Here is a 25,025-nt window from a genome sequence, read left to right as displayed (position 1 = left end):
TCATGTCATTCACCCGGCTTACGATCCGCCGTAATGAATGCCGCCGTGATGCATGCCGTACAGAGCCCCGAGAGGCCCCTCCCCCAGGTCGCCGTCGTCGTCATCGGCTACGACGACGCCGCCCATGTGACGGACGCCGTGCGCTCGGCGCTCGCCCAGGGCCCGGCCGTGCGCGAGGTCGTGGCCGTCGACGACTGCTCGGCGGACGGCAGCGCCGATCTGCTCGGCCGGCTGGCCGCGTCGGAGCCCCGGCTGAAGGTCATCCGCCGCCGGGCCAACAGCGGCGGCTGCGGCACCCCGCGCAACACCGGGCTCGACGCGGTGACGTCGTCGTACGTGATGTTCCTGGACAGCGACGACGTCCTGCCGCCCGGCGCGGTCGACGCGCTGCTCGACGCGGCGACGGGCGCGCACGCGGAGGTCGCGGGCGGCCTGTGCGTACGCCGGGAACTGCCGTCGGGGCGCGAAGTACCCTGGCAGGCGCGCCTGTACACGCTGCACGCCGTGGTACCGCACCCGGCGCAGCGCCCGCTCCTGGTCCACGACACGCTCTGCGTCAACAAGCTCTACCGCACCGGCTTCCTGCGCAAGCACGGCATCCGCTTCCCCGAGGGCCGCTTCCCCTACGAGGACGTCGTCTTCACCGCGCGCGTGCTGGCCGCGGCCCCGCGCATCGTCCTGATTCCGGACCGGGTGTACGTCTGGCACGTGCGCCGGTCCGCCGAGCGGCTGTCGATCTCGCTGGACCGGGCCGGCGTCGAGAACTGGCGGGCCCGTACGGAGGCGTGCCGGCAGGCGTACGAGATCCTGCTGGGCGCCGGGCAGAAGGAACTCGCGCGGGTGGCACGCGCCAAGTTCCTCGACCACGACCTGCGGATGTACCTGCGGGAACTGGGGTTGCGCGACGCCGCCTACCGGCGCGCGTGGTGGGAGATCACGCGGGCGCATCTCGCGGAGTACGACGCGGACGACTGGGCCCGCAACCCGGCCGCTCCCGGCCGGCTGGCGGGGCGGGTCGTCCTGGCCTCCCCGGAGCCGCGCGACCTGCCCCGGCTGCGGGAGCTGGCGGCCCGCCCGGCCCGGTTGTACCCGCCGTACGCCCGGGCCGCGGACGGCACGCCCGTCTGGTCGGAGGACCTCCCGCAGGTCTCCCTGGAGCCGCTGCTCACCCGGCCCGTGCCCGTGCTGCCCCTCGCCGTCGACGCGGAGCTGCGGCCACGCGCGCGGGGCGCCCGGCTCCGGCTGCGCCTGCACGAGCTGTACGGCCGGGTGGCACAGGCGGGCCCGGAGGCGGTGGAGGTGGAGTGGCGGCACCGCGACGACGGGGACGAGGCGGTCCGCCGCACGACCGCGCTGGTGCCGTCGTCCGGCACCTGGTCGGCGGAGACGACCGTGGACCTCCCGGCGCTGGCCGCGCCCGGCGTGGGCACCTGGGACCTGCGCCTTCGGATCCGCTTCCGCGAAGGCGTGAGCCGCGACGTCACGGCCCACGCCCTCACGGGCGCCGGCCTGCTGCGCCGCAGCGCCGTCCCGAGCGCCCGGCACGGCGTGGTACTCGTACAGCCGTACGCCACCCACTCGGGCGCGCTGGCGCTGCGCGTCGCGCCCGGCGTACCCGGTGTGCTGTCCGTCGTACGCGGAAGGCTGCGCCGCCTGCTTCACTGAGGGCACGACGACGTATCGGCACGAGCACCACCACCACGGGCCAACTGACGAGGGGACGGCCGCACATGACCTGGTTGATCACCGGCGGCGCCGGCTACATCGGAGCGCACGTCGTGCGGGCGATGACCGCGGCGGGCGAACAGGCGGTGGTGTACGACGACCTGTCCACCGGTATCGCCGAGCGCGTGCCCGACGGGGTGCCGCTGGTCGTGGGCTCCACGCTGGACGGCGAGCGGCTCGCGCGCAGCCTCGCGGACCACGCGGTCACCGGCGTCGTCCACCTCGCGGCGAAGAAGCAGGTGGGCGAGTCGGTCGAGCAGCCGCTGCACTACTACCGGGAGAACGTCGAGGGCCTGCGAGTGCTGCTGGACGCGGTGACGGCGGCGCGGGTGCCGTCCTTCGTCTTCTCGTCCTCGGCGGCGGTGTACGGCATGCCGGACGTGGACCTGGTCACCGAGGAGACCCCCTGCGTGCCCATGTCACCCTACGGCGAGACCAAGCTGGCCGGTGAGTGGCTGGTGCGCGCGACGGGCCGGGCGACCGGGCTGTCGACCGCGTCCCTGCGCTACTTCAACGTGGCCGGCGCGGCGAGCCCGGAGCTCGCGGACACCGGCGTGTTCAACCTCGTCCCGATGGTCTTCGAGAAGCTCACTCAGGACGCGCCGCCGCGCGTCTTCGGCGACGACTACCCGACCCCGGACGGCACCTGCGTACGCGACTACATCCATGTCGTCGACCTGGCCGAGGCCCATGTCGCGGCGGCCCGGGTGCTGCGCTCCTCCCCCGGCCGCGACCTCACGCTCAACATCGGCCGGGGCGAGGGCGTCTCAGTCCGCGAGATGATCGACCGCATCAACGCGGTGACCGGCTACGACCGGCCGCCCACGGTCACGCCCCGCCGCCCGGGCGACCCGGCCCGGGTCGTCGCCTCCGCCGAGCGCGCTGCCGCGGAGCTGGGCTGGAAGGCCCGGCACGACGTCCAGGACATGATCACGTCGGCGTGGCAGGGCTGGGTGCGTCTGCATCCGGAGGCGGCGCGGGGCTGACCCGGGCCGTCCGGCGGAACTACAGCGCCTTCAACGCCCCCGCCGTGGCCCGGGCCAGCGACCCCAGATACCCCTTGGGCAGCTTCGGGCTGCGGATCACCACCGAGCGCCAGTAGAGCGGGCCGGAGATCAGGTCGAGGGCCAGGTCGTGGTCGACGCCCCGGCGGAGTTCGCCGCGGGCTTCCGCCGCCGTGACGATGCCGGTCGCGACCCCGTCCTGGCCCTCGCGCAGGGCCTTCTGGAGGGCCTCGGCGATCTCGGGGTTGCGGGCCGCCTCGGCCTGGAGGTCGGGGATGACCTGCGAGGCGACGGGGTGGCGCAGGGCGCGGGAGGTCACTTCGTACAGCAGCCGCAGGTCGCCCTCCAGGGAGCCGGTGTCCGGCACGGGCAGGCCCTGCACGGCGAGCGCCGAGACGATGTCGAGGACCAGGTGCAGCTTGGAGCGCCAGCGGCGGTACACCGCCGTCTTCCCGACCCCCGCCCGGCGTGCGATCCCCTCGATGGACATCCGCGCGTAGCCGACGGCCGCGAGCTCCTCGAAGACGGCCGCCCGGATGGCTTCCGTCACGTCCTCCCGCAGTACGGCGGCCCCCGCGGGGGCCCGGCGGCGCGGGGGCTGCTGGGACTCGTCGGGCTTCGTCGTCATGCCGACAGCATAGGGCGTCACGACGAAACGGTTGCGTTCCGACGTACCGACGGCTTACGCTCGCGTTGCGACGATACGGTCCCGTCCCGACGTAAGAAGTCGTGAGGAGTCCGGTGAGAACCGGCTCATCCCCTCACTCTTCACGACCCCACAGGTCCCACACCCCCCGAACGAAAGCAGCGGATGTGAGCCAGGTCCTCCACACACCGCCCCAAGCACCGGCCCCGGCCGACGACGACCTCGCGGCCCTCGCCGCCCGCCACGGCCTCTCCGTCAGCGGCGCCCGCCCCGCCCTGCCCGAGTACGTCCGCCAGCTGTGGGCCCGCCGCCACTTCATCACCGCGTTCGCCACCGCCAAGCTCACCGCCCAGTACAGCCAGGCGAAGCTCGGCCAGGTCTGGCAGGTGATGACCCCGCTGCTGAACGCGGCGGTCTACTACTTCATCTTCGGCGTGCTGCTCGGCACCAAGCACGGCGTGCCGGACTACATCCCGTTCCTGGTCACGGGCGTGTTCATCTGGACGTTCACGCAAAGCTCGATCATGGCGGGCACCCGCGCCATCTCCGGCAACCTCGGCCTGGTGCGCGCCCTGCACTTCCCGCGCGCCGCGCTGCCCCTGTCGTTCTGCCTCCAGCAGCTCCAGCAGCTGCTGTTCTCGATGGGCGCCCTGGTCGTCATCCTGCTCTGCTTCGGCGTGCCGGTCAGCGTGTCCTGGCTGCTGGCGCTGCCGGCGCTGTTCCTGCAGTTCACGTTCAACGCGGGCGTCTCCATGGTCATGGCCCGGATGGGCGCCAGGACGCCGGACATCGCCCAGCTGATGCCGTTCGTGCTGCGTACCTGGATGTACGTCTCGGGCGTCATGTGGAGCATCGACAAGCTGGCGCAGAAGGACAGCCTGCCGCACGTGGTGACGGTGGCGCTGGCGGCCAACCCGGCCGCCGTCTACATCGACCTGATGCGCTTCGCCCTGATCGACAGCTTCCACGCGAGCCAGCTCCCGGCCCATGTGTGGGCGCTCGCCGCCGGCTGGGCGCTGGTCGCCGGCGTCGGCGGTTTCATCTACTTCTGGAAGGCTGAGGAGACGTACGGCCGTGGCTGACATCGCCAACGACAGGATCCCCACCGTCGTCGCCGACGGCGTCGACATCGTCTACCGCGTCAACGGCACCGGCGCCGGACGCGGCTCCGCGACCGCCGCCCTCAACCGCATCGTGCGCCGCAAGCAGACGGAGAAGGCGTCGGGCGTGCGCCGGGTGCACGCCGTGAAGAACGTGTCCTTCGTCGCCTACCGGGGCGAGGCGATCGGCCTGATCGGCACCAACGGCTCCGGCAAGTCGACCCTGCTGAAGGCCGTCGCCGGGCTCCTCCCCGTGGAGAACGGCCATATCTACACCGACGGCCAGCCCTCCCTGCTCGGTGTCAACGCGGCCCTGATGAACGACCTGACCGGCGAGCGCAACGTGTACCTCGGCGGCCTGGCCATGGGCATGTCCCGCGAGCAGGTCAGGGACCGCTACCAGGACATCGTCGACTTCTCCGGCATCAACGAGAAGGGCGACTTCATCACGCTGCCGATGCGCACGTACTCCTCCGGCATGGCGGCGCGGCTGCGGTTCTCCATCGCCGCCGCCAAGGACCACGACGTGCTGCTGATCGACGAGGCCCTGGCCACCGGTGACCGCTCCTTCCAGCAGCGCTCCGAGGACCGCATCCGCGAGCTGCGCAAGCACGCCGGGACGGTGTTCCTGGTCAGCCACAACAACAAGTCGATCCGCGACACCTGCGACCGCGTGCTGTGGCTGGAACGCGGGGAACTCCTCATGGACGGGCCGACGGAGGACGTTCTGAAGGAGTACGAGGCGTTCACCGGCGACAAGTCACCCAAGGCCAAGCCGAAGGCCTCTGTTCCCTCGTGAGGCGCACTCGATCGGCCCTTTTGTCTCATTGATGGCACCATGACCGCATAGGCTGCCGCCGCGAGAAGGAGTCCCCGTGATGGCCGAGCTGAGCGTCATCGTCCACGGGCCGAACGTTCAGGACCACCTGACGGAACTCCTCGACTCCCTCGCCGCCCATCCCCTGCCGGACGCCGAGCTCATCGTGGCCGCGGTCGGCGACTGGGCCCGGGCGACGGCCGAGCGGCACACCCCGGACGTACAGGTCGTGCCGCTGCCGGACGGCACGGGCGACGCCGCGGCCCGGGCGGCGGGCGCGGCGCGGGCCACTGGGCGCTGGCTGCATTTCGTCCACGCCAAGGACGGCCTGCCCGCCGGCGCCCCGCGCACGGTCGCCGAGCGGGTGGCCGAGCTGCCCGGCGAGGTGGACGTCCTGCTCCTGGACCACGTCCGCAGCACCTGGCACACCTCCGGCATGCCCTCCCGGGACGGCTCCCTGCTGACCCGGGCGGGCCGGGCCGACGTCCCCCTCGACGACTGCGCGCCCCTGCTGCGCCTGACCCCGCTGCTCGGCACCCGCGTGCTGCGCGCGGACTTCTGGCGGGCGCACGAGCAGCGGCTCACCACCGACGACGAGCCGTACGCCGCCCTGGCCGCCCTGCTGCTCGCCGACCGTGTCGCCTGCCTGCCGCACGTCGCCTACGAGGACCGCAGGCTGCGCCCCGCGAGCCTGCCCCCGGTCACCCCCGAGCAGCACTACGGCCTCGTCGAGCGCTACGAGTCGCTCCTCGACCTCACCCGGGACCGGCGCGCCGCGCACGCCGTGCTCTACGACGTCATGGTCCGCGACTGCCTGCTCACCTTCGCGCGCGGCGGCATGCCGGAGGAGGTCGCGCGGGAGTTCTTCCGCCGGGCGTCCCTGGCCGCCCTGCGCCGCCGTCCCGAGGGCTACCGGCGCCCCGCCGGACTCGAAGGCATCCGCCGCTCCCTGCTCGAAGAGGGTGCCTACGGCAGGTACCGGGCCTTCCAGGCCGTCAACCGCACCCGCCGCACCGCCAAGTCCGCCGTACGGGCCCGCAAGCGGCAGGCCGGCGCCAAGCTCCGCGACCACCAGTACCGCAGGGCGCTCGGCCGCCCGGTCAACCCCCACCTGGCGGTGTTCGCGGCGTACTGGAACCGCGGCGTCGCCTGCAACCCGGCCGCGATCGCCGCGAAACTCGCCGAACTGGCCCCGCAGATCCACCCGGTGTGGGTGGTGACCGAGGAGAACGCGGCCCTGCTGCCGCCCGGCACAGACCACGTCGTGCCCGGCACCCGCCGCTACTGGGAGGTGCTGGCGACCGCCAAGTACCTCGTCAACAACGTCAACTTCCCCAACGCGGTGGTCAAGCGCCCCGACGCGATCCACCTCCAGACCCACCACGGCACGCCCCTGAAGCGCATGGGCCTGGACCAGATGGCGTACCCGGCGGCCGCGCAGGGCCTGGACTTCCAGGCGCTGCTGGAGCGCATCGACAAGTGGGACTTCAGCGTCTCCGCCAACAGCCACACCACGCGCATGTGGGAGCGCGCGTACCCGTCGCACTACGTCTCCCTCGACCACGGCTATCCGCGCAACGACGTCTACTACACGGCCGGCGCCGAGGACATCCGCAGGGTCCGCGACCGGCTCGGCATCGCGCCGGGCCGCCGGGCCGTCCTCTACGCGCCGACCCACCGCGACTACGAGGCCGGCTGGACCCCACGCCTGGACCTGGCCGCCCTCGCCGACCGCCTCGGCGACGGCACGGTCCTCCTCGTCCGCGGCCACTACTTCTACGGCGGCGCGGCCTCCCCGCTCACCAACCTGCGCCGCGCGGGCCGGATCATCGACGTCTCCTCCTACGACCCGGTGGAGGAGCTGTGCCTGGCGGCGGACGCCCTGGTCACGGACTACTCCTCGATCATGTTCGACTACGCCAACCTCGACCGGCCGATCGTGATCCACGCCGACGACTGGGAGACGTACCGCACCACGCGCGGCGTCTACTTCGACCTGATGGCGGAGGCCCCGGGCCCCGTCGCCCGCACCCAGGAGGAGCTGACGGAGATCCTCGCCACCGAGGCCTGGCGCGACGAGGGCGCGGCGAAGGCCCGGGCCGTCTTCCGTCGCAGGTTCTGCGAGTACGACGACGGACGCGCCGCCGAACGCGTCGTGCGCCGGGTCTTCCTCGGCCAGGACGAACGGTCCCTGCCGCCGGTGCTGCCCATCGAGGAACGCACCCCGGCCCCGACCCCGCAGGAGGCGACCGCATGAGCACCCCCGACGTCACCGTGACGGTCATCGTCCACAACGACGCCGAACGCCTCCCCCGCGCGGTCGACTCGGTCCGCCGGCAGACCCACGCGAACGTGGAGATCGTCATCAGCGACGACCACTCGACGGACGAGACCCCCGAGGTCGCACGGCGCCTGGCCGCCGAGGACCCCCGCATCCGCCACCTGCGCCTGGAGGAGAACAGCGGCGGATGCAGCGCGCCGCGCAACCGCGCCCTGGAGATCGCCCGGGCGCCGTACCTGATGTTCCTCGACAGCGACGACGAACTCCCCGAGGACGCCGTCGAACTGCTGCTCGCCGCGCACCGCGAACGCGAGATCGACTTCGCGATGGGCGCGGTGCAGCGGATCCGGGTCGACAACGGCCGCCGCTCGACGTGGATGCCGCACCTGGTCGCCGAGCGCCGCACCCTCGAGGGCATCGAGGCCGACCCGCGGATGCTGTTCGAGCACCTCGCCACCAGCAAGATGTACGCCCGCGCCTTCCTCGACCGGCACGGCCTGCGCTTCCCCGAGGGCATCCACTACGAGGACCAGCTGTTCTCGGCCCAGGCGTACTGCCTGGCCAAGGCGTTCACGATCATCCCGGAGCCGGTGTACCGCTGGTACGTCGCCCCGTTCGCCGCCTCCGACGCGGCCTCGATATCCAACCAGCGGCACAAGCTCACCAACGTCCGCGACCGCGTCCACGTGCAGCACCTCATCGACGCGTTCCTGGCCGAGAGCGGGCACGAGTCGCTGCGGGAGGACAAGGACCACAAGTTCCTCAAGCACGACTTCCGGATGTACGCCGGTGACCTGCCCTACCGGGACGAGGAGTGGCTGTCCGCCTTCGCGGACATCGTCACGCCGTACCTGGACACGCTCACCCCGGGCGCGTTCGCCCGCCTCCCCCGCGCCGAGCGCGTGGTCATCCAGCTGATCCGCGACCGCCGCCTGCCGGAGGCCGGGCTGGCGTCCCGGGGCCTGGGCCACGGTGTGGCACCGAGGCAGGTCACGACGGACGGGGACGGCCGCATGTACTGGGGTGACCGGATCCCGTCCACCGCATGGTCCCGCCGCGAACTGGACATCTCCGACCTGGAACTGGAGACGCGCCCCTTCCCGAGCGCCCAGTTCCGCCACGAGATCACGGAGATCACTCGGGGGCCCGGCGCCTCGGTCGACCTCGCCATCCGCACGTACGACCCGGCGCTGCGCCTCCCGGTCGGCCCCCAGCGCGCGACCCTCCTCATCGCCCCGGGCCGGCGCCGGCTGCGCGTCCCGTTCCGCCTCTGTCCCGTCCGCCCCGGCATCTTCGAAGGCCACGCCCACCTGGACCTGGCGGCCGCGCCCCTCCCCTTCCACGGCTTCGCCGGAGTCCGCCACCCCTTGCTCCGCCTGGAACACCAGGGCTTGACCCACACGGGTCTGCTCCTGGCGCCCCTGACGTTCCCGGCCCTGACGACCCAGGTCCCCCGCCACCGCCTGACCCTGGAACCGGAGGGGCACGGCCCGGGCCGCCTGCAGGTCCGCTGGGAACCGCTGGGCCTGACGGCGACCCTGATCCGCCCGCTGGCCCGCCGGGTGGCGAAGCCCCGGGTGAAGAGGGCGGCCCGCCTGGTGGCGAGCGCGTTGCGGTAAGCCTCGCCACCAGAGTTGGGACAGGCGGGGAAACAAATCGACGCGGATGTCGACGGACATGTCGAGAACCCGCGTCCGGCTCCGTCCCCGGGGTGAACGCGACCACAATGGGTCGCACGAGCCCCGAGGGGAACACGATGGCCAAGTACCTGCTGCTGAAGCACTACCGCGGCGCCCCGGCTTCGGCCAACGACGTGCCGATGGACCAGTGGAGCCCCGAGGAGATCTCGGCCCACCTGCAGTACATGCGCGACTTCGCGGCCCGGCTCGAGGAGACCGGCGAGTTCGTCGACAGCCAGGCGCTGGCGCCCGAGGGAACGTGGGTCCGCTACGACGGCGAGGGACGCCCGCCGGTCACCGACGGACCGTTCGCCGAGACCAAGGACCTCATCGCCGGCTGGATGGTGATCGACGTCGACAGCTACGAGCGGGCCGTGGAGCTGGCCGGGGAACTGTCGGCCGCCCCCGGTGCGGGCGGGAAGCCCATCCACGAGTGGCTGGAGCTGCGCCCGTTCTACGGCGTGCGGCCCACCATCACGGAGTGACCTCCCAGGTGACCCGGATGAACGAGGCCCTGCTCCGGAGCCTCACGCCGAGCGTGCTCACCGTCCTCGTCCGCCGCGGAGCCGACTTCACGGCGGCCGAGGACGCCGTGCAGGACGCCCCGGTCGAGGCGCTCCGGGTCTGGCCGGCCGATCCCCCGCGGGATGCCAAGGGCTGGCTGGTGACCGTGGCCTGGCGCAAGTTCCTCGACGCGACGCGCGCCGACGCCGCCCGCCGTCGGCGCGAGGACCGTGTCGAGGAGGAGCCGGTGCCCGGGCCGGCACCCGCGGTGGACGACACGCTCCAGCTCTACTTCCTGTGCGCCCACCCGTCGCTGACCCCGGCATCGGCGGTCGCGCTCACGCTGCGTGCCGTCGGCGGGCTGACCACCCGCCAGATCGCCGAGGCCTATCTGGTGCCCGAGGCGACCATGGCGATGGGGGTCCCCCCGGTTCGAGCGAAGTCGAGAACTGGGGGAGCATCAGCCGGGCCAAGCGCACCGTCTCCGGCGTGCGCTTCGACCGGCCCAGCGACGTCGCCACCGTGCTGCGCGTCCTCTACCTCGTCTTCAACGAGGGCTACTCCGGCGACGTCGACCTCGCCGCCGAGGCCATCCGGCTCACGCGGCAGCTCGCCGCGTCCATCGACCATCCCGAGGTGGCCGGGCTGCTCGCCCTCATGCTGCTCCACCACGCCCGGCGTGCTGCCCGGACCGCGCCCGACGGCAGCCTGGTGCCGCTCGCCGAGCAGGACCGCGGCCGGTGGGACACCGCGTTGATCGCCGAGGGTCATGATCCTTCAGGGGGCTCTCGCCCGCGACCGGCTGGGCGAGTTCCAGGCGCAGGCCGCCATCGCGGCCCTGCACGCCGACGCGCCCACCGCCGAGGAGACCGACTGGGCGCAGATCGTCGAGTGGTACGACGAGCTCACGCGCCTGACCGACAGCCCGGTCGTCCGGCTCAACCGCGCGGTCGCCGTCGGCGAGGCCGACGGACCGCGCGCCGGCCTCGCGGCACTCGCGGCCCTGGACGCCTCACTGCCCCGCCACACCGCGGTGGCGGCCTACCTCCACGAGCGCGACGGCGACCTGGCGACGGCGGCCCGCCTGTACGCCGAGGCGGCCCACCGGGCACCCAACCTCGCCGAGCGCGCGCACCTGACACGCCAGGCCGCCCGGCTCAACGCCCGCCGAAGCCGCTGACGGGCCGCGCCCAAGAGCGGCTCCCCGGCACACCGAGCGCGAGTCACCGCACCACCGCGTACAACACCTGCCCCTCGGGTCCCCGAGTCACCTCCCGCAACCGCACACCACGTTTCCCAGCCGCCCCCTTGTCCACGACCCACCGCACCCCGTACTCCCGAAGAATCTCCTCGCGCTCCCGCCCTGTGGCCCCCTGACCGAAATACCTGCGCACAGCCGCCGCCCGCCGCCCTTCCCCCGCCAGGAAAAAGTCGGGATACCCAGGCGCCACGGTGTACGCCCCGTACGCGGGGATCTGCCGGGCCGGCCGTCCATCCCGGGCCATCACCACGTCCCCGTACTTCACCCACGGCGTCATCCAGAAGTACCCCGCCCAGGGCCGCCGGTACTTCTCCGCGACGGCTTCCGGCAGGTCCCGCGGCTTCACGACGTACCCGACCGTCCCGACCTGCGTCCAAGCCCCCACGGCCAAGGCCGCCCCCAGCACACATGCCCACGCCACCCGAGCCTGCCGCCGCCCGGCCTCCCCCACCTCCACCGCCACAGCCACCTGCGCCGGAATCAAGGCCGCCGGCAGCGCCCGGCCCCACGACCAGTGCCCGCTCACCCCGCCCGCCGCCACCACGGCGGCTCCCAGAACGAAGAACAGCACCAGCGGATCCCACCGGTCCCGCCGCCACCGCATCCCCAGCGCCACCACCCCGAGCAGCACCAGCCAGTACCGTCCGACCAGGTCCTCGTACAACGGCCGGTGCACCGACTCCAGATCCGCACCGGCCCCGAACAGCGCGAAGAAGTCGTAGTACGGCCACAGCAGCAGCACGATCAGCCCCAGCACCAGCCCACCGCCCAGCCGGACCCACACCGCCCGGCCCGGCCGCGCGGCCACCACCGTCGCGACCGCCCCCAGCGTGGCCACCACTCCCGAGAACTGATGGCACAACAGGATCAGCGCCCACAGCGCCCCCAGACCGAGCCACACGCCCCAGCCCGAGCCACCGTCGCCGCGCACCGCCCGCCCGAGCCACGCCCAGAGGTGGAACGCGAGCCCCAGCGCGAACACGCTCGGATACGACACCGTCAGCGCGAGCGAGTTGAGCCCGTAGAAGCCGCTCCAGTTGAACAGGGCCGTCCCCCACAGGAACAGCAGGCTCAGTACGGCCAGCGCGGGCGCGGCACGATGGCCGCTCAGCGTCCGCGCGTACCGCCACACCCCCGACAGCAGCAGTGCGAGCCCGGCCAGCGCCCCCAGCCGCAGCACCACGAAGACCGACAGACCGCTCACCCGGGCGACACAGCCGAGCACCAGCATCCAGGGCGAGTAGTACGGGCTCGGCGTGTCCGCGTCGACGAGCGGATTGCCCGGGTCGACGAGGTCGTGCCGCAGCCGCTGGACGGTCGCGGCGTGCATGCCGAGATCCCCGGCCCACGGCAGCCGGACGATCACGAGGACCAGCAGCAGAACGACCACCGCGGCCGCCGCCTGCGCGGCGAGGACCGCTGGTCCAGTGGGCTTCTGATGGATCTCCGCAGGAGAAGGAGCGGCGTTCGGCGCGTGCGATCGGCGTGCGGTGCGGAGGGTCATGTGGCGGAGCCACCTGGCCCTCCGCACCGTGCGGCATGGGGGTGCCCCCGCTCGAGCGAAGCCGAGAGTGGGGGAGGGCGTGCCGGGCGCCGCGACGCTGCGGAGATCCATCAGAAGCCCCCTAGGTGCGGTGCGCATCGTGCTGGAACACCCAGGTGCGGTAGACGAGGAAGCGGAAGGCGGAGGCCAGCACGATGGAGGCCGCCTTGACCGCGTTGGACTCGAGGGGACCGGTCAGGCCGAGCCCGTGGTATCCGGCGTAGAACAGCCCGCTCTCCATGGCCACGCCGATTCCGCTGAAGCCGAAGAACAGCGCGATCTGGCGCCGGGTGCGGGACGCCCTGTCCCGGTAGGTGAAATACCGGAACCCGAGGTAATTGGTGCCCATGGCGATCAGGCTGGCCAGCACGGTCGCCGGCATGGCGGCCCGGTGCAGCCCGTGCAGGAGCACGTTGAACACCAGGAAGTTCACCGCGACGCCGCTCCCGCCGACCAGCGCGAAGTTCACCACTTCGACGACGACGCGCTTGACCGGCGGGGTGGGAGCGGCCGCCCGCTCCTCGGAGAGATTCACTGTCACGCCCCAAGCCTTAGCCGGAAACCGTAAGTCCTCCACTCGAATCGCCCTAAGGCACGCCAAGAAGAAGGCGCACGCCAAGAAGAAAGCGCCCCGGGCCGGAAATCGGCCCGGGGCGCCCAGGACGCCGTACTGCTACGAATGCGTCCGCAGCAGTGTCCGCATCGTCCGCATCGCGACCGACAGGTTCGCGAGGTCGAATGCCTCGGAGCTCTGGATCTCCTCCAGTGTGGTGCGGGCCCGGCCGAGGATCGCCGCGTTCTTCTGCTCCCAGGCCTTGTAGCGCTGCTCGGGCGTCGAGGTGCCGTTGCCCACCGCCAGGACGTCGGCGGTCAGCGCCGCGTGCGCCGCGTACAGGTCCTCGCGGATCGCCGCGCGGGCCATGGACTGCCAGCGGTCGGCGCGGGGCAGCTCGATGATGCGGTCCATGAGCTGGGTGATCCGCAGCCGGTCGGCGAGGTCGTAGTACACCTCGGCGACGTCCAGCGGCTCCCGGCCCATGCGGTCGGCCACCGAGACGATGTCGAGCGTCGGGAAGGCGGAGGAGAACCCGGCCACGCGGGTGGCGAGTTCGTCCGGGACGCCGGCGTCCGTCAGCTCGTCGTAGATCTTCTGGTACCACTCCAGGTCCGCGCCGCGCAGCAGCTTCGGCAGCTGCCCCCAGACCTGCTCGACCCGGTCGGCGAAGAAGTCGACGGTCTCGGCGAGCTGGAGCGGCTGCGGCCGGTTGTTGAGCAGCCAGCGCGTGCCGCGCTCCACCAGGCGCCGCGAGTGCAGCCGGATGCGGGTCTGGACGTCGGCCTCGGCCTTGTTGTCGAGCGCCTCGACCCCGTCCCACACCTCGGCGGAGCGGAAGATCGCACGCGCCGCGGTCTGGGCCCGGACGATCTCCTCCAGGGACGCGCCGGTCTCCTCGCGCAGGCGGTGCAGGTACGTCGTACCGCCCGTGTTGACCGTGTCGTTGACCAGGACGGTCGTGGTGATCTCGCGGCGCAGCGGGTGGCCGTCGATGCGCTCGGCGAACTGCTCGCGCAGCGCGGTCGGGAAGTAGCAGTGCAGCAGGCCCCGCAGGTACGGGTCGTCGGGCAGCGAGGTGTGCAGCAGCTCCTCGGCGACCGTGATCTTCGTGTACGCCAGCAGGACGGCCGTCTCCGGGCTGGTCAGGCCCTGCCCCTGGGCGAGCCGCTCGCGGATCTGCCGGTCGGTGGGCAGGAACTCCAGCGCCCGGTCGAGGTGGCCCTCCCTGACCAGGTGCTTCATGAAGCGCTGCTGGGCGTGGAGCATGTCCTTGGACTGGGCGAGGGCGTTGGCGATCGCCGTGTTCTGCGCGTAGTTGTTGCGCAGCACCAGGTGGCCGACCTCGTCGGTCATCTCGGCGAGCAGCTTGTTGCGCTGCTTGACGGTCATGTCGCCGTCCGCGACCAGGCCGTTGAGCAGGATCTTGATGTTCACCTCGTGGTCGGAGGTGTCCACGCCCGCGCTGTTGTCGATGGCGTCGGTGTTAATCCGGCCGCCGTGCAGCGCGAACTCGATCCGGCCGAGCTGGGTCAGGCCCAGGTTGCCGCCCTCGCCGACGACCTTGACGCGCAGGTCCTTGCCGTCGACTCGGATGGCGTCGTTGGCCTTGTCACCGACGTCCGCGTTGGACTCGGTGGAGGACTTCACGTACGTACCGATGCCGCCGTTCCACAGCAGGTCCACCGGGGCCTGGAGGATCGCCTTCATCAGGTCGGCGGGGGTCAGCTTGGTGACCTTGGCCTCGATGCCGAGGGCCTCGCGGATGTGGGCGTTGACCGGGATCGCCTTGGCCGTACGCGGGAAGATGCCGCCGCCGGCCGACAGCAGCTCCTTGTTGTAGTCCTCCCAGCTGGAACGCGGCAGCTCGAACAGGCGGCGGCGCTCGGCGTAGGAGGTGGCGGCGTCCGGGTTCGGGTCGATGAAGATGTGCCGGTGATCGAAGGCGGCCACCAGGCGGATGTGCTCGGAGAGCAGCATGCCGTTGCCGAACACGTCACCGGACATGTCGCCGATGCCGACGACCGTGAAGTCCTCGGCCTGCGTGTTCACGCCCAGCTCCCGGAAGTGCCGCTTGACGGACTCCCAGGCGCCGCGGGCGGTGATGCCCATGCCCTTGTGGTCGTAGCCGGCCGAGCCGCCGGAGGCGAAGGCGTCACCGAGCCAGAAGTTGTACTGCTCGGCGACGCCGTTGGCGATGTCGGAGAAGGTCGCGGTGCCCTTGTCGGCGGCGACGACGAGGTAGGTGTCGTCCTCGTCGTGCCGCACGACGTCCGCCGGGGGCACGACCTCGCCGGCCACCATGTTGTCGGTGATGTCGAGCAGCGCCGAGATGAACGTCTTGTAGCTGGCGATGCCCTCGGCCATCCACGCGTCGCGGTCGACGCTCGGGTCGGGCAGCTGCTTGGCGACGAAGCCGCCCTTGGCGCCGACCGGCACGATGACGGTGTTCTTCACCATCTGCGCCTTGACCAGGCCGAGGATCTCCGTACGGAAGTCCTCACGGCGGTCGGACCAGCGCAGACCGCCGCGCGCGACCTTGCCGAAGCGCAGGTGCACGCCCTCGACGCGCGGCGAGTACACCCAGATCTCGAACGCCGGGCGCGGCGCCGGAAGGTCCGGGATGGCCTGCGGGTCGAACTTCATGGAGACGTAGTCGTGCGGCTTGCCGCCCGCCGCCTCCTGGAAGAAGTTGGTCCGCAGCGTCGCCTTGATGACGGTGAGGAAGGATCGCAGGATCCGGTCCTCGTCGAGGCTCGCGACCTGGTCGAGGGCCGCGTCGACCTCCTCCAGCAGCGCGTCCACGATCTCGTGTCCCGCGCGCTGCCGGTCCGGCGACATCCGCGCCTCGAACAGGGAGACGAGCAGGCGGGTGGTGTGGACGTTGTTGCGGAGGGTGTCCTCCATGTAGTCCTGGCTGAACGTGGACGCCGCCTGCCGCAGGTACTTCGCGTACGCCCGCAGTACCATGGCCTGGCGCCAGGTCAGCCCGGCGCTCAGCACCAGGGCGTTGAAGCCGTCGTTCTCCGCCTTGCCGGTCCAGGTGGCGGCGAAGGCGTCCTGGAACCGCTCGCGGGCGTCGTCGGCGAGGTACTCACCGCCGCCGCGGGAGCGGGGCATGCGCAGGCCGAAGTCGTAGATCCAGGCCACGCTCCGGTCCGAGCAGCGCAGCTCGTACGGCCGCTCGTCGACCACCTCGACGCCGAGCCGGTTGAGGACCGGCAGCACCGCCGACAGGGAGATGGCGTCGCCCGTGCGGTAGATCTTGAAGCGGCGCTCCTCGGGGGCGGCGCCCACCGGCTCGTAGAGGCTGAGCGCGAAGTCCTGGCCCTCCTCGGCGTTCAGCTGTTCGAGGTGGACGAGGTCGGCGACCGCGGCGCGCGGATTGTGGTCGGCCTTGTAGCCCTCGGGGAAGGCGTGCGCATAGCGGCGCATCAGCTCCGCCGCCTGCTCCTCGCCGAGCTCGGCGTTGAGCGCCTCGGCGAAGGCGTCCTCCCAGGAGCGCGCGGCCTCCACCAGCCGGGCCTCGATGCGCTCCTTGTCGGCGTCGGACAGCTCGGGCAGTTCGGTGCCCTGCGGGACGCGGACCACGAAGTGCAGCCGGGAGAGGATCGACTCGGTGTTCCAGGCCGTGAAGTCGACGCTGATGCCGCCCAGTTCCTCCTTGAGGATTTCGATGATCCGCAGGCGGACGGCCGTGGTGTAGCGGTCGCGTGGGAGGTAGACGAGGGCGGAGTAGTAGCGCCCGTACTCGTCCTGGCGCAGGTAGAGCCTCAGCCGCCTGCGCTCCTGGAGGTAGAGGACGGAGGTGACGATGGCCCGCAGCTCGTCGACCGGGGTCTGGAACAGCTCGTCGCGCGGGTAGGTCTCCAGGATCTGGAGCAGGTCGCGCCCGTCGTGGCTGTTGGGCGAGAACCCGGCCTGTTCGAGGACCTCCTCGACCTTGCGCCGGATGACCGGGACCCGGCGCACGGACTCGGTGTACGCGGCGGAGGAGAACAGGCCCAGGAACCGCCGCTCGCCGATGACATTGCCCTCGGCGTCGAACTTCTTGACCCCGATGTAGTCCAGGTACGACGGCCGGTGCACGGTAGACCGGCTGTTCGCCTTGGTCAGGACGAGGAGCTTGTGCTCGCGCGCCTTGGCCCGGGCGTCGGCGGGCAGCCGCTCGAAGGACGGGCTGACCGGGTGGCTCTCCTGGTCGGAGTGGTGCGGGTCGGCGCGCAGGATGCCGAGGCCGGTGCCGGGCACGGCAGCCAGCGAGTCGTCCCCGCGCAACTGGTACTCGCGGTAGCCGAGGAAGGTGAAGTGGTCGTCGGCCAGCCAGCGCAGCAGCTCGCGGGCCTCCTCGACCTGGGGTCCGGGCAGATCACCGGGGATGGGCTCGTCCGGCAGCCCCTCCGCCAGCCGGATCGCCGCCTCCCGCATCTTGCCCCAGTCCTCGACGGCCTCACGAGCGTCGGACAGCACCCGCAGCAGGTCGGCGGTGATCTGCTTCAGATCGGACCGGTCGGTCTCGCGGTCGATCTCGACGTGGATCCAGGACTCGATGTGCGCGTCGTGCGGAAGGTCGCCCATGCCGGTCGCGGGCTGGGGCAGCACCTCGATGAGCTTGCCGGTGACATCGCGCCGCACGACGAACTGCGGGTGGATGACGACATGAATCCCGCGCCCCTGCCGCGTCAGCTCATTGGTGACGGAGTCGACGAGGAAGGGCATGTCGTCGGTGACGACCTCGACCACGGAGTGGCTGCACGTCCACCCGTTCTCTTCGACCGTGGGGGTGTGCACCCGCACGTTGGCCGTGCCCTGGGGGCGATTTTCGGCCAGCCGGTAGTGCGAGACGGCGGCTCCGAAGACATCGACCGGGTCGCGGTCGGTGAGGTCCTCCGGGGCCGTGTGCAGGTAGTAACGCTGGAGGAACGAGAGCAGGGACTCGCGATCAAGGGCCTCCTGGGCGTCTGGGGTCTCCTCGCCCGTCGACCCGGTCGGTAGGTGCCCCCCGACCGGGCTGTTCTCAGCAACCCGGGCGGCCCTCTCGAGCAACTCGGCCTTGGCTTCGTCCAGCTTGGTCTGCATTGTCCTCTGGCTCCTGTCGCGCGCCGTTGCGTGACGTAGAAGGAAGTACGGCCTCTGCGCTTACGACGTCACGTCGTGACTCGGGGTATCCGGTCTGTTCCGACGCTATGCCGCAAGGTGAGATGAGCGGGGGTGTCTGAGCCAATCTTGAGCTGCCCCACGGGTGTGAGGCTGCTCTCTGCGACGCCTCGGTCCGGGTGGTGCTCGGCGTCCCGGGAGTCCTCGAAGCCCCGTCCCGCCCGCGAAGACCAGCGACCGCCGCCCGGTCACGGATGTGGTCCGTGCTCTCCGGGCGCAGGGCAGGGACGACGACGTCCCCGCGAACTATCGCGCTGATCACGCCACCAAGGCTATCGCTCCTTACAGGGGGCCCGTCATGAGCCGTATGTGTACAAAACCAGGCCTGGAAGTTTGACGTTCTGCACAGTGCGGCCACCTTCCGACGGCCACAGCTGCGGGCAGTCGTGCCGCTAGGGGCGGCACGGGTGGGCGCAGCGGCACCCCGCCACGCCGGGCTGCGGACCGACCCGGCATCAGGACAACCGCCGACCCCTGGTTACGCCGCCAGCCGCTCCGCCTCAGCGACCGCCTCCTCCAGCGTGTCCACCACAGGCACCCCCACCGCCTCCAGACTCGCCCGACTGTGCGACCCGCCGGTGTACAGCACAGCCCGGGCCCCCACATGCAACGCGGCAACCGCATCGTCCGCCGCGTCCCCGATCACCACAGTGCGCTCAGGAGCCACGCTGGTGAGCGACGCGAGATGCCGCACCATGTGCTCGGCCTTGCTGCCCCCCGACGGCCCGGTCCGCCCGTCCACCCGTATGAAGTGCGGCTCGATCCCGAATCCCCGCACCAACGGAACCAGCTCCTCATGCACGTACATGCTGAGGATCGACTGACTCCGCCCCGCCAACCGCCACCCGGACAGCAGCTCCACCGCCCCCACGGTCAGCCCGCAGCGCACCCGGTGCTCCGCGTAGTACCGATGGAAGATGTCGTCCATGACCTCCCACTCGGCCTCGGTCGGCAGCCGCCCCATCAGCCGCTCATAGAACTTCGGCACCGGCACGCAGTACAGCTCCCGGTACTTCTCCAGCGTCAGCGGCTCCAGCCCCAGCTCGGCGAACGCCGCGTTCGTCGCCCCGATGATCGCGTCGATGTCATGGAACAGCGTCCCGTTCCAGTCCCAGACAATGTGCGCGCCCGTCTGCATCCCCATGCCCCAAAACGTACCCGCCCCCACTGACAATCAAGAGAACGGCGACCCAGCGCGCCCCCTGAAACGCCGAGAGCACCCGCCCCGGCGCTCAGTCCCCGCGCCCCACCAGGTTCGGAATCTCCTGCGTGGCGAACCACAGCAGCTCGTGGTCCTCCGCCCCGTCCACGACGAACTGCGCGTCGTCGTCTCCACCGTCCGCCGCCGGCAGTGCCTCGGCCGCCGCCGTCACATCCGCCTCCGCGTCCGCGGCGTCGACATGCACGGACGCCGCCTTGGCCAGCGCGACTGGGCCGGCGACCCGCACCTCCCCCAGCGCCGCGGGGTCGAGCCCCCGGTCGGGGTCCGCGCTCGCGGCCCGGTCGGGAACGTCCACGGCCACCACGACCCGCCGCCGCGGCGCCTCCGGCTCGGCCGCCAGCCGCCGCAGCGAGGCCAGCGCGGCCCGGCTCAGCGCCGCGTACTCCAGTTCCTCGATGTCGTCGGAGAGGTACCACTCGCGCAGCCCGGGCGTCACGGCGTACGCGACGAACGGCCCGGATCCCAGCTCACCCGTCTTGTACGCCTCGGCGAGACCGGGGAGGGTCAGGGGCACGTAGACACGCATGGCTGGACGCTTCTTTCGTGGTCGCTTTTTCGTGGTCGTTTCGTGGTCGTTTTCACGACCGGAGGGCTCCGGAGGGCCTTCAGGATACGTGCGGCGCGTCCCCTTTCGAGTTCCGCCCTGTGACGCCGGACGCGGCAACCCCAGGCCCGGCATTCACCCGGCGCACCCCCGCCCTGACTGGTTCCGCACCCTCCACACCACCCGGATAGGTGAACATTCCGGCGCTCGCCACCCGACGTCCGCTTCCTTGCCTTTGCCCCCGTCGGGCCCGTACAAGATCACCAACCCGAAGTTACTCCCCGGTATCAACCGGGCCCACGAAACGGGGACCCCCATGTACAAGGTCATGACCAGGGCACAGCAGCGCCCGGCCACACGCCCGCCGGCCCGCCGGGACCCACGCCGCCCCGGCGCCAGCACCGGCACCGGCACCGGCACCCGCACATCCGGCAGCACCACCCCGCGCACTCCCGGGAGCCCCGCTCCCCGCGCCCCCGGCGGCACCACGCCGCCCCGCACCCCCGGAGGAGGCCCCACCCGAACCCCGGCAGCCGACGGCCGCCCACCGGGCTCCGCCCGCGCCACGAGCCCCCGCACCCGCCCCACGGACACCCGCCCGCCGACACCCTCCGCCGCCCCCACAGCACCCCGCAGAGCGACACGGGCGACCACCCCGGCCTCCCGGCAGACCACACCACCGGCCCCGGCCGCCTCTCGGAACACCACGCCAGTTCCGAGCTCCCGGCAGACCACACCACCCACCCACGTCTCCGAGAACACCACACCCGTTCCGGCCGCCCGGGACACCGCCGCACCCCGCGTCCCGGCCCAGCACCCCCACCGCCCGGCGCCGGTCCCGCACCTGCTCCCCACCGACGTCTTCGCCGACCTCCTGCTCGCGGTCCTCAGCGGCCACCGCCCCGTCCACTCGATGCTCCGCCACACCCGGGGCCGCGCCTACGACGAACTGGCCTGGCTCGCCGAACGCGGCCCCCTGCGCACTCGCGGCGCCCGCCCCGTCGTCCGCGACATCGGCTACTTCGAACCCCGCCCCGGCGCCATCGAGGCCTTCGCCCGCATCGGTGCCGGAGACCAACTGCGCGCCATGGCCTTCCGCCTGGAACTCGGCCAGGACCTCCGCTGGCGCTGCACGGCGGTGGAACTCGGCGGCCCCCGCCCGCCCCGCGCAGAGGCCGACTGACCCCCGACATGCCGAAGGGCCGGACACCCTCGGGTGTCCGGCCCTTCCTGCCGCTACGGCGCCTCAGCGACCGTCACTTCTTACGACGACCCCGGCTCCGCGCCTGCTTGCGGCGCTCCGCGCGCGTGAGGCCGTCGGCCTCGGAACGCACCGGCTCCTCGTCGGTGGCGAAGTCACCCTCGATGGTGCCGCCCTCGCCGTCGACCGTCGGGGCGGAGAAGTGGAGGTTGCGCCGCTGCGGGGCGTCGAGCCCCTTGGCGCGGATCTCCGGACGGGCACCGGCCTGCGCCGGCACCGTGTCGTGCTTCTCCAGGTCGGCCACGGGCTTGGTGTCCTCGACCGGGACCTCCTCGACCTGCTGCTCGACCTGGACCTCCAGGTTGAACAGGTAGCCGACGGACTCCTCCTTGATGCCCTCCATCATGGCGGTGAACATGTCGAAGCCCTCGCGCTGGTACTCGACCAGCGGGTCCTTCTGCGCCATCGCGCGCAGGCCGATGCCCTCCTGGAGGTAGTCCATCTCGTAGAGGTGCTCGCGCCACTTACGGTCGAGGACCGACAGCACGACCCGGCGCTCCAGCTCACGCATGATCTCGGAGCCGAGCTGCGCCTCGCGCGCCTCGTACTGCTCGCGGATGTCGTCCTTGATGGAGTCGCCGATGAACTCGGCGGTCAGCCCGGCCCGGTCGCCGGCCGCCTCCTCCAGCTCCTCGATCGTGACGTTGCACGGGTAGAGCTGCTTGAAGGCGCCCCACAGCCGGTCGAGGTCCCAGTCCTCGGGGAAGCCCTCGGCGGTCTCGGCCTGGACGTAGGCGTCGATCGTGTCGTCCATGAAGTGCTGGATCTGCTCGTGCAGGTCCTCGCCCTCCAGGACGCGGCGCCGCTCGCCGTAGATGACCTCACGCTGGCGGTTGAGGACCTCGTCGTACTTCAGGACGTTCTTACGGGTCTCGAAGTTCTGCTGCTCGACCTGCGACTGGGCGGAGGCGATCGCACGCGTGACCATCTTGTTCTCGATCGGCACGTCGTCCGGGACGTTCGCCATCGACATCACGCGCTCGACCATCTGGGCCTTGAACAGCCGCATCAGGTCGTCACCCAGGGAGAGGTAGAAGCGGGACTCGCCCGGGTCGCCCTGACGGCCGGAACGACCGCGCAGCTGGTTGTCGATCCGCCGCGACTCGTGCCGCTCGGTGCCCAGCACGTAAAGGCCGCCGAGCTTCTCGACTTCTTCCTTCTCGGCCTGCACGGCCTTCTCCGCGCGCTTGAGCGCCTCGGGCAGGGCCTGCGCCCACTCCTCGATGTGCTCCTCGGGGTCGAGGCCGCGCTGGCGCAGCTCCGCCTCGGCAAGGTCCTCCGGGTTGCCGCCGAGCTTGATATCCGTACCACGGCCGGCCATGTTCGTGGCCACCGTGACGGAGCCCTTGCGGCCGGCCTGGGCGACGATCTGCGCCTCACGGTCGTGCTGCTTGGCGTTCAGCACCTCGTGCTGGATGCCGCGCTTGCTGAGCTGCTGCGAGAGGTACTCGGACTTCTCGACCGAGGTGGTGCCGACGAGGATCGGCTGGCCCTTGCGGTGCTTCTCCTCGATGTCGTCGACGACCGCCTCGAACTTGGCGACCTCGGTCCGGTAGATCAGGTCCGACTGGTCCTTGCGGACCATCGGCCGGTTGGTCGGGATCGGCACCACGCCGAGCTTGTAGATCTGGTGGAACTCGGCGGCCTCGGTCATCGCGGTACCGGTCATGCCGCAGAGGCCGGGCTGCTCCTTGCCCTTGTGGTCGTGGCGCTTGTAGAGGCGGAAGAAGTTCTGGAGCGTGATCGTGGCGAGCGTCTGGTTCTCGTCCTTGATCGGCACCCCTTCCTTCGCCTCGATCGCCTGGTGCATGCCCTCGTTGTAACGGCGGCCCGCGAGGATACGTCCGGTGTGCTCGTCGACGATCATGACCTCGTCGTCGATGATGACGTAGTCCTTGTCCTTCTTGAAGAGCTCCTTGGCCTTGATGGCGTTGTTCAGGTAGCCCACGAGCGGGGTGTTCACCGACTCGTACAGGTTGTCGATGCCCAGCCAGTCCTCGACCTTGGCGACACCGGACTCGTGGATCGCGACCGTGCGCTTCTTCTCGTCGACGTCGTAGTCGCCGGTCTCCTCGATGCCCTTGAGCGGCTGGCCCGCCTCGCCGCGCTTGAGGCGCTTGACCAGCTTGGCGAAGTCGCCGTACCACTTGGTGGCCTGGTCGGCCGGGCCGGAGATGATCAGCGGCGTACGGGCCTCGTCGATGAGGATGGAGTCGACCTCGTCGACGATGGCGAAGTTGTGGCCGCGCTGGACCAGCTCGTCCTTGGACCACGCCATGTTGTCGCGCAGGTAGTCGAAGCCGAACTCGTTGTTCGTGCCGTACGTGATGTCGCAGGCGTACTGCTCGCGGCGCTGAGCCGGCGTCATGTTGGCGAGGATGCAGCCGACGCTCAGGCCCAGGAAGCGGTGGACGCGGCCCATCATCTCGGAGTCGCGCTCGGCCAGGTAGTCGTTCACCGTGATGATGTGGACACCCTCGCTGGACAGCGCGTTCAGATACGCCGGCAGCGTACCCACGAGGGTCTTGCCCTCACCGGTCTTCATCTCGGCCACGTAGCCCATGTGCAGGGCGGCGCCGCCCATCATCTGCACGTCGTAGTGCCGCTGGCCCAGGACGCGCTTGGCGGCCTCGCGGACGGTGGCGAACGCCTCGGGCAGCAGGTCGTCCAGCGTCTCGCCGTCCGCGTAGCGCTGCTTGTACTCATCGGTGAGGGCCCGCAGCTCGGCGTCGGAGAGGTCGACGAAGTCCTCTTCGATGGAGTTGACCTGGTCCGCGATGCGGTGCAGCTTGCGCAGGATCTTGCCTTCGCCTGCACGCATGATCTTCGAGAGGACGGACACGGGGGTTGGTCTCCTTGCCGGTCGGGCCTGGGACGGTCGGTTACCACTTGACTTACTGAGCAACGGCCATCGTATGCGAGGACCCCGCCGCGCCGGGAGGGCCTGCCGAGACGGCGACCGTCCGCTGCTTCATTTCTCTTTCACTCTGCTTCAAAGGGGACAACGTCCGGGCCCCTCGGATGGTGCCGCACCCCCCACCGGAATTGAGCGAAGCGTGATCACTCCCTCACTCACGGCAAACAGATAGCGCTCTTCGCGGGCCTCGCACCACAATCGGCCGATGGACCCCGTCACCCTCACCACGGACCGCCTCCTGCTGCGCACGGTCGGCCCCCAGGACACCGACGCGGTGTACGCGGCCTGCCAGGACCCCGACATCCAGCGCTGGACCACGATCCCCTCGCCGTACCTCCGCGAACACGCCGAGGGCTTCACGGAGCAGTTGGTGCCCGACGGCTGGGCGGACGGGTCCATGTACACCTTCGGCGTCTTCCTCCACTCCGGAGAACTCACCGGCATGGTCGGCATCACCCTGCGCGCCCTGGGCGTGGCCGAGATCGGCTTCTGGGCCGCCAAGGAGCACCGCTCCAACGGCTACATCACGGAGGCGGCCCTCACCGCCTGCCGCTGGGCCTTCGTCCACGCGGCGATCGACCGCGTCGAATGGCGCGCCGAGGTGGGCAACCACGCCTCGCGCGCGGTGGCGGAACGCGCCGGCTTCACGATCGAAGGCATGTTGCGCGCCGCGACCAGCAACAAGGGCGTACGCCGCGACACGTGGGTCGGCTCCTTGCTCCCCTCGGACCTGGGCCTCCCGTCAACGGCCCCGTACTTGCCGGCACACGCTTAGCTGATCAGCTACTGAGCTGCGGGCAATCGTGCCTCC

At 71.2% G+C, this 25,025-nt stretch carries 16 protein-coding genes and 1 pseudogene; 10 read left to right on the top strand and 7 right to left on the bottom strand.

Going from position 1 to position 25,025, the window contains the following annotated elements; genetic code table 11:
- Positions 1 to 48: 48 nt before the first annotated feature.
- A complete protein-coding gene (locus tag ACIBL4_RS09790; RefSeq protein WP_399409301.1) occupies positions 49 to 1,665 on the top strand; it encodes a glycosyltransferase family 2 protein in 1,617 nt (538 codons plus the stop codon).
- A gap of 65 nt (positions 1,666 to 1,730) precedes the next feature.
- Positions 1,731 to 2,711: a UDP-glucose 4-epimerase GalE gene (gene galE / locus ACIBL4_RS09785; protein WP_399408204.1), complete on the top strand. Its 981-nt coding sequence runs from the start codon at positions 1,731 to 1,733 to the stop codon at positions 2,709 to 2,711.
- A 19-nt stretch (positions 2,712 to 2,730) separates the two neighbouring features.
- On the opposite strand, the gene ACIBL4_RS09780 is transcribed toward galE, so the two are convergent.
- The gene (locus ACIBL4_RS09780) at positions 2,731 to 3,357 is read right to left on the bottom strand and encodes a TetR/AcrR family transcriptional regulator (RefSeq protein ID WP_399408202.1); all 627 of its coding nucleotides are present in this window, start codon (positions 3,355 to 3,357) and stop codon (positions 2,731 to 2,733) included.
- A 185-nt stretch (positions 3,358 to 3,542) separates the two neighbouring features.
- On the opposite strand from ACIBL4_RS09780, the gene ACIBL4_RS09775 reads away from it, so the two are divergent.
- From ACIBL4_RS09775 to ACIBL4_RS09750, 6 genes and pseudogenes are all read left to right on the top strand, one after another.
- Positions 3,543 to 4,457, top strand: coding sequence for an ABC transporter permease (locus tag ACIBL4_RS09775; RefSeq protein WP_356926925.1), 915 nt, complete (start codon positions 3,543 to 3,545; stop codon positions 4,455 to 4,457).
- The gene (locus ACIBL4_RS09770) at positions 4,450 to 5,274 is read left to right on the top strand and encodes an ABC transporter ATP-binding protein (protein ID WP_399408200.1); all 825 of its coding nucleotides are present in this window, start codon (positions 4,450 to 4,452) and stop codon (positions 5,272 to 5,274) included. The genes ACIBL4_RS09775 and ACIBL4_RS09770 overlap by 8 nt, the downstream gene beginning before the upstream one ends.
- 79 nt (positions 5,275 to 5,353) lie before the next feature.
- The gene (locus ACIBL4_RS09765; protein WP_399408198.1) at positions 5,354 to 7,549 is read left to right on the top strand and encodes a CDP-glycerol glycerophosphotransferase family protein; all 2,196 of its coding nucleotides are present in this window, start codon (positions 5,354 to 5,356) and stop codon (positions 7,547 to 7,549) included.
- A complete protein-coding gene (locus tag ACIBL4_RS09760) occupies positions 7,546 to 9,192 on the top strand; it encodes a glycosyltransferase family 2 protein (protein ID WP_399408196.1) in 1,647 nt (548 codons plus the stop codon). The genes ACIBL4_RS09765 and ACIBL4_RS09760 overlap by 4 nt, the downstream gene beginning before the upstream one ends.
- A 137-nt stretch (positions 9,193 to 9,329) precedes the next feature.
- The gene (locus ACIBL4_RS09755; RefSeq protein WP_399408194.1) at positions 9,330 to 9,737 is read left to right on the top strand and encodes a YciI family protein; all 408 of its coding nucleotides are present in this window, start codon (positions 9,330 to 9,332) and stop codon (positions 9,735 to 9,737) included.
- 17 nt (positions 9,738 to 9,754) lie between these two features.
- Positions 9,755 to 10,936, top strand: a pseudogene (locus tag ACIBL4_RS09750) (RNA polymerase sigma factor).
- Positions 10,937 to 10,979: 43 nt separating this feature from the next.
- Here the strand turns inward: ACIBL4_RS09750 and ACIBL4_RS09745 are convergent.
- The 5 genes from ACIBL4_RS09745 to ACIBL4_RS09725 all read right to left on the bottom strand — a co-directional run bounded on the left by ACIBL4_RS09745 (position 10,980) and on the right by ACIBL4_RS09725 (position 20,018).
- Positions 10,980 to 12,521 carry a hypothetical protein gene (locus ACIBL4_RS09745; RefSeq protein ID WP_399408192.1) on the bottom strand — a complete coding sequence of 514 codons (1,542 nt, stop codon included), beginning with the start codon at positions 12,519 to 12,521 and terminating at the stop codon, positions 10,980 to 10,982.
- A 121-nt stretch (positions 12,522 to 12,642) separates the two neighbouring features.
- Positions 12,643 to 13,101: a GtrA family protein gene (locus ACIBL4_RS09740; RefSeq protein WP_399408190.1), complete on the bottom strand. Its 459-nt coding sequence runs from the start codon at positions 13,099 to 13,101 to the stop codon at positions 12,643 to 12,645.
- A 132-nt stretch (positions 13,102 to 13,233) separates the two neighbouring features.
- Positions 13,234 to 18,192 carry an NAD-glutamate dehydrogenase gene (locus ACIBL4_RS09735; RefSeq protein ID WP_399408188.1) on the bottom strand — a complete coding sequence of 1,653 codons (4,959 nt, stop codon included), beginning with the start codon at positions 18,190 to 18,192 and terminating at the stop codon, positions 13,234 to 13,236.
- 556 nt (positions 18,193 to 18,748) lie between these two features.
- Positions 18,749 to 19,414 (bottom strand): HAD family hydrolase, encoded by a 666-nt coding sequence (locus ACIBL4_RS09730; protein ID WP_399408186.1) that lies wholly within the window; start codon positions 19,412 to 19,414, stop codon positions 18,749 to 18,751.
- An 88-nt stretch (positions 19,415 to 19,502) separates the two neighbouring features.
- Positions 19,503 to 20,018, bottom strand: a complete 516-nt coding sequence (locus tag ACIBL4_RS09725) for a DUF6912 family protein (protein WP_399408184.1) — start codon at positions 20,016 to 20,018, stop codon at positions 19,503 to 19,505.
- Between the two features lie 334 nt (positions 20,019 to 20,352).
- On the opposite strand from ACIBL4_RS09725, the gene ACIBL4_RS09720 reads away from it, so the two are divergent.
- A complete protein-coding gene (locus ACIBL4_RS09720; RefSeq protein ID WP_399408182.1) occupies positions 20,353 to 21,219 on the top strand; it encodes an Rv3235 family protein in 867 nt (288 codons plus the stop codon).
- Between the two features lie 73 nt (positions 21,220 to 21,292).
- Here ACIBL4_RS09720 and secA read toward each other — a convergent pair whose 3' ends face one another.
- On the bottom strand, positions 21,293 to 24,139 hold the full coding sequence (gene secA / locus ACIBL4_RS09715; protein WP_399408180.1) for a preprotein translocase subunit SecA: 2,847 nt from the start codon (positions 24,137 to 24,139) through the stop codon (positions 21,293 to 21,295).
- 280 nt (positions 24,140 to 24,419) lie between these two features.
- Here secA and ACIBL4_RS09710 point away from each other — a divergent pair, with 280 nt between their 5' ends.
- Positions 24,420 to 24,989 carry a GNAT family N-acetyltransferase gene (locus ACIBL4_RS09710; protein ID WP_399408178.1) on the top strand — a complete coding sequence of 190 codons (570 nt, stop codon included), beginning with the start codon at positions 24,420 to 24,422 and terminating at the stop codon, positions 24,987 to 24,989.
- Positions 24,990 to 25,025 lie beyond the last annotated feature (36 nt).

This window comes from Streptomyces sp. NPDC050416, from assembly GCF_044458845.1.
Taxonomy (GTDB): Bacteria; Actinomycetota; Actinomycetes; order Streptomycetales; family Streptomycetaceae; genus Streptomyces.
This window is presented reverse-complemented; position numbering and strand designations above follow the sequence as displayed.

What these genes read in the sequence shown, in the direction of transcription:
- ACIBL4_RS09780 (WP_399408202.1), bottom strand. Translation starts at nt 3,357, where the DNA reads ATGACGACGAAGCCCGACGAGTCCCAGCAGCCCCCGCGCCGCCGGGCC.
- ACIBL4_RS09760 (WP_399408196.1), top strand. Translation starts at nt 7,546, where the DNA reads ATGAGCACCCCCGACGTCACCGTGACGGTCATCGTCCACAACGACGCC.
- ACIBL4_RS09725 (WP_399408184.1), bottom strand. Translation starts at nt 20,018, where the DNA reads ATGCGTGTCTACGTGCCCCTGACCCTCCCCGGTCTCGCCGAGGCGTAC.
- galE (WP_399408204.1), top strand. Translation starts at nt 1,731, where the DNA reads ATGACCTGGTTGATCACCGGCGGCGCCGGCTACATCGGAGCGCACGTC.
- ACIBL4_RS09765 (WP_399408198.1), top strand. Translation starts at nt 5,354, where the DNA reads ATGGCCGAGCTGAGCGTCATCGTCCACGGGCCGAACGTTCAGGACCAC.
- ACIBL4_RS09790 (WP_399409301.1), top strand. Translation starts at nt 49, where the DNA reads ATGCATGCCGTACAGAGCCCCGAGAGGCCCCTCCCCCAGGTCGCCGTC.
- ACIBL4_RS09730 (WP_399408186.1), bottom strand. Translation starts at nt 19,414, where the DNA reads ATGGGGATGCAGACGGGCGCGCACATTGTCTGGGACTGGAACGGGACG.
- ACIBL4_RS09720 (WP_399408182.1), top strand. Translation starts at nt 20,353, where the DNA reads ATGTACAAGGTCATGACCAGGGCACAGCAGCGCCCGGCCACACGCCCG.
- ACIBL4_RS09745 (WP_399408192.1), bottom strand. Translation starts at nt 12,521, where the DNA reads ATGACCCTCCGCACCGCACGCCGATCGCACGCGCCGAACGCCGCTCCT.
- ACIBL4_RS09710 (WP_399408178.1), top strand. Translation starts at nt 24,420, where the DNA reads ATGGACCCCGTCACCCTCACCACGGACCGCCTCCTGCTGCGCACGGTC.
- ACIBL4_RS09735 (WP_399408188.1), bottom strand. Translation starts at nt 18,192, where the DNA reads ATGCAGACCAAGCTGGACGAAGCCAAGGCCGAGTTGCTCGAGAGGGCC.
- ACIBL4_RS09755 (WP_399408194.1), top strand. Translation starts at nt 9,330, where the DNA reads ATGGCCAAGTACCTGCTGCTGAAGCACTACCGCGGCGCCCCGGCTTCG.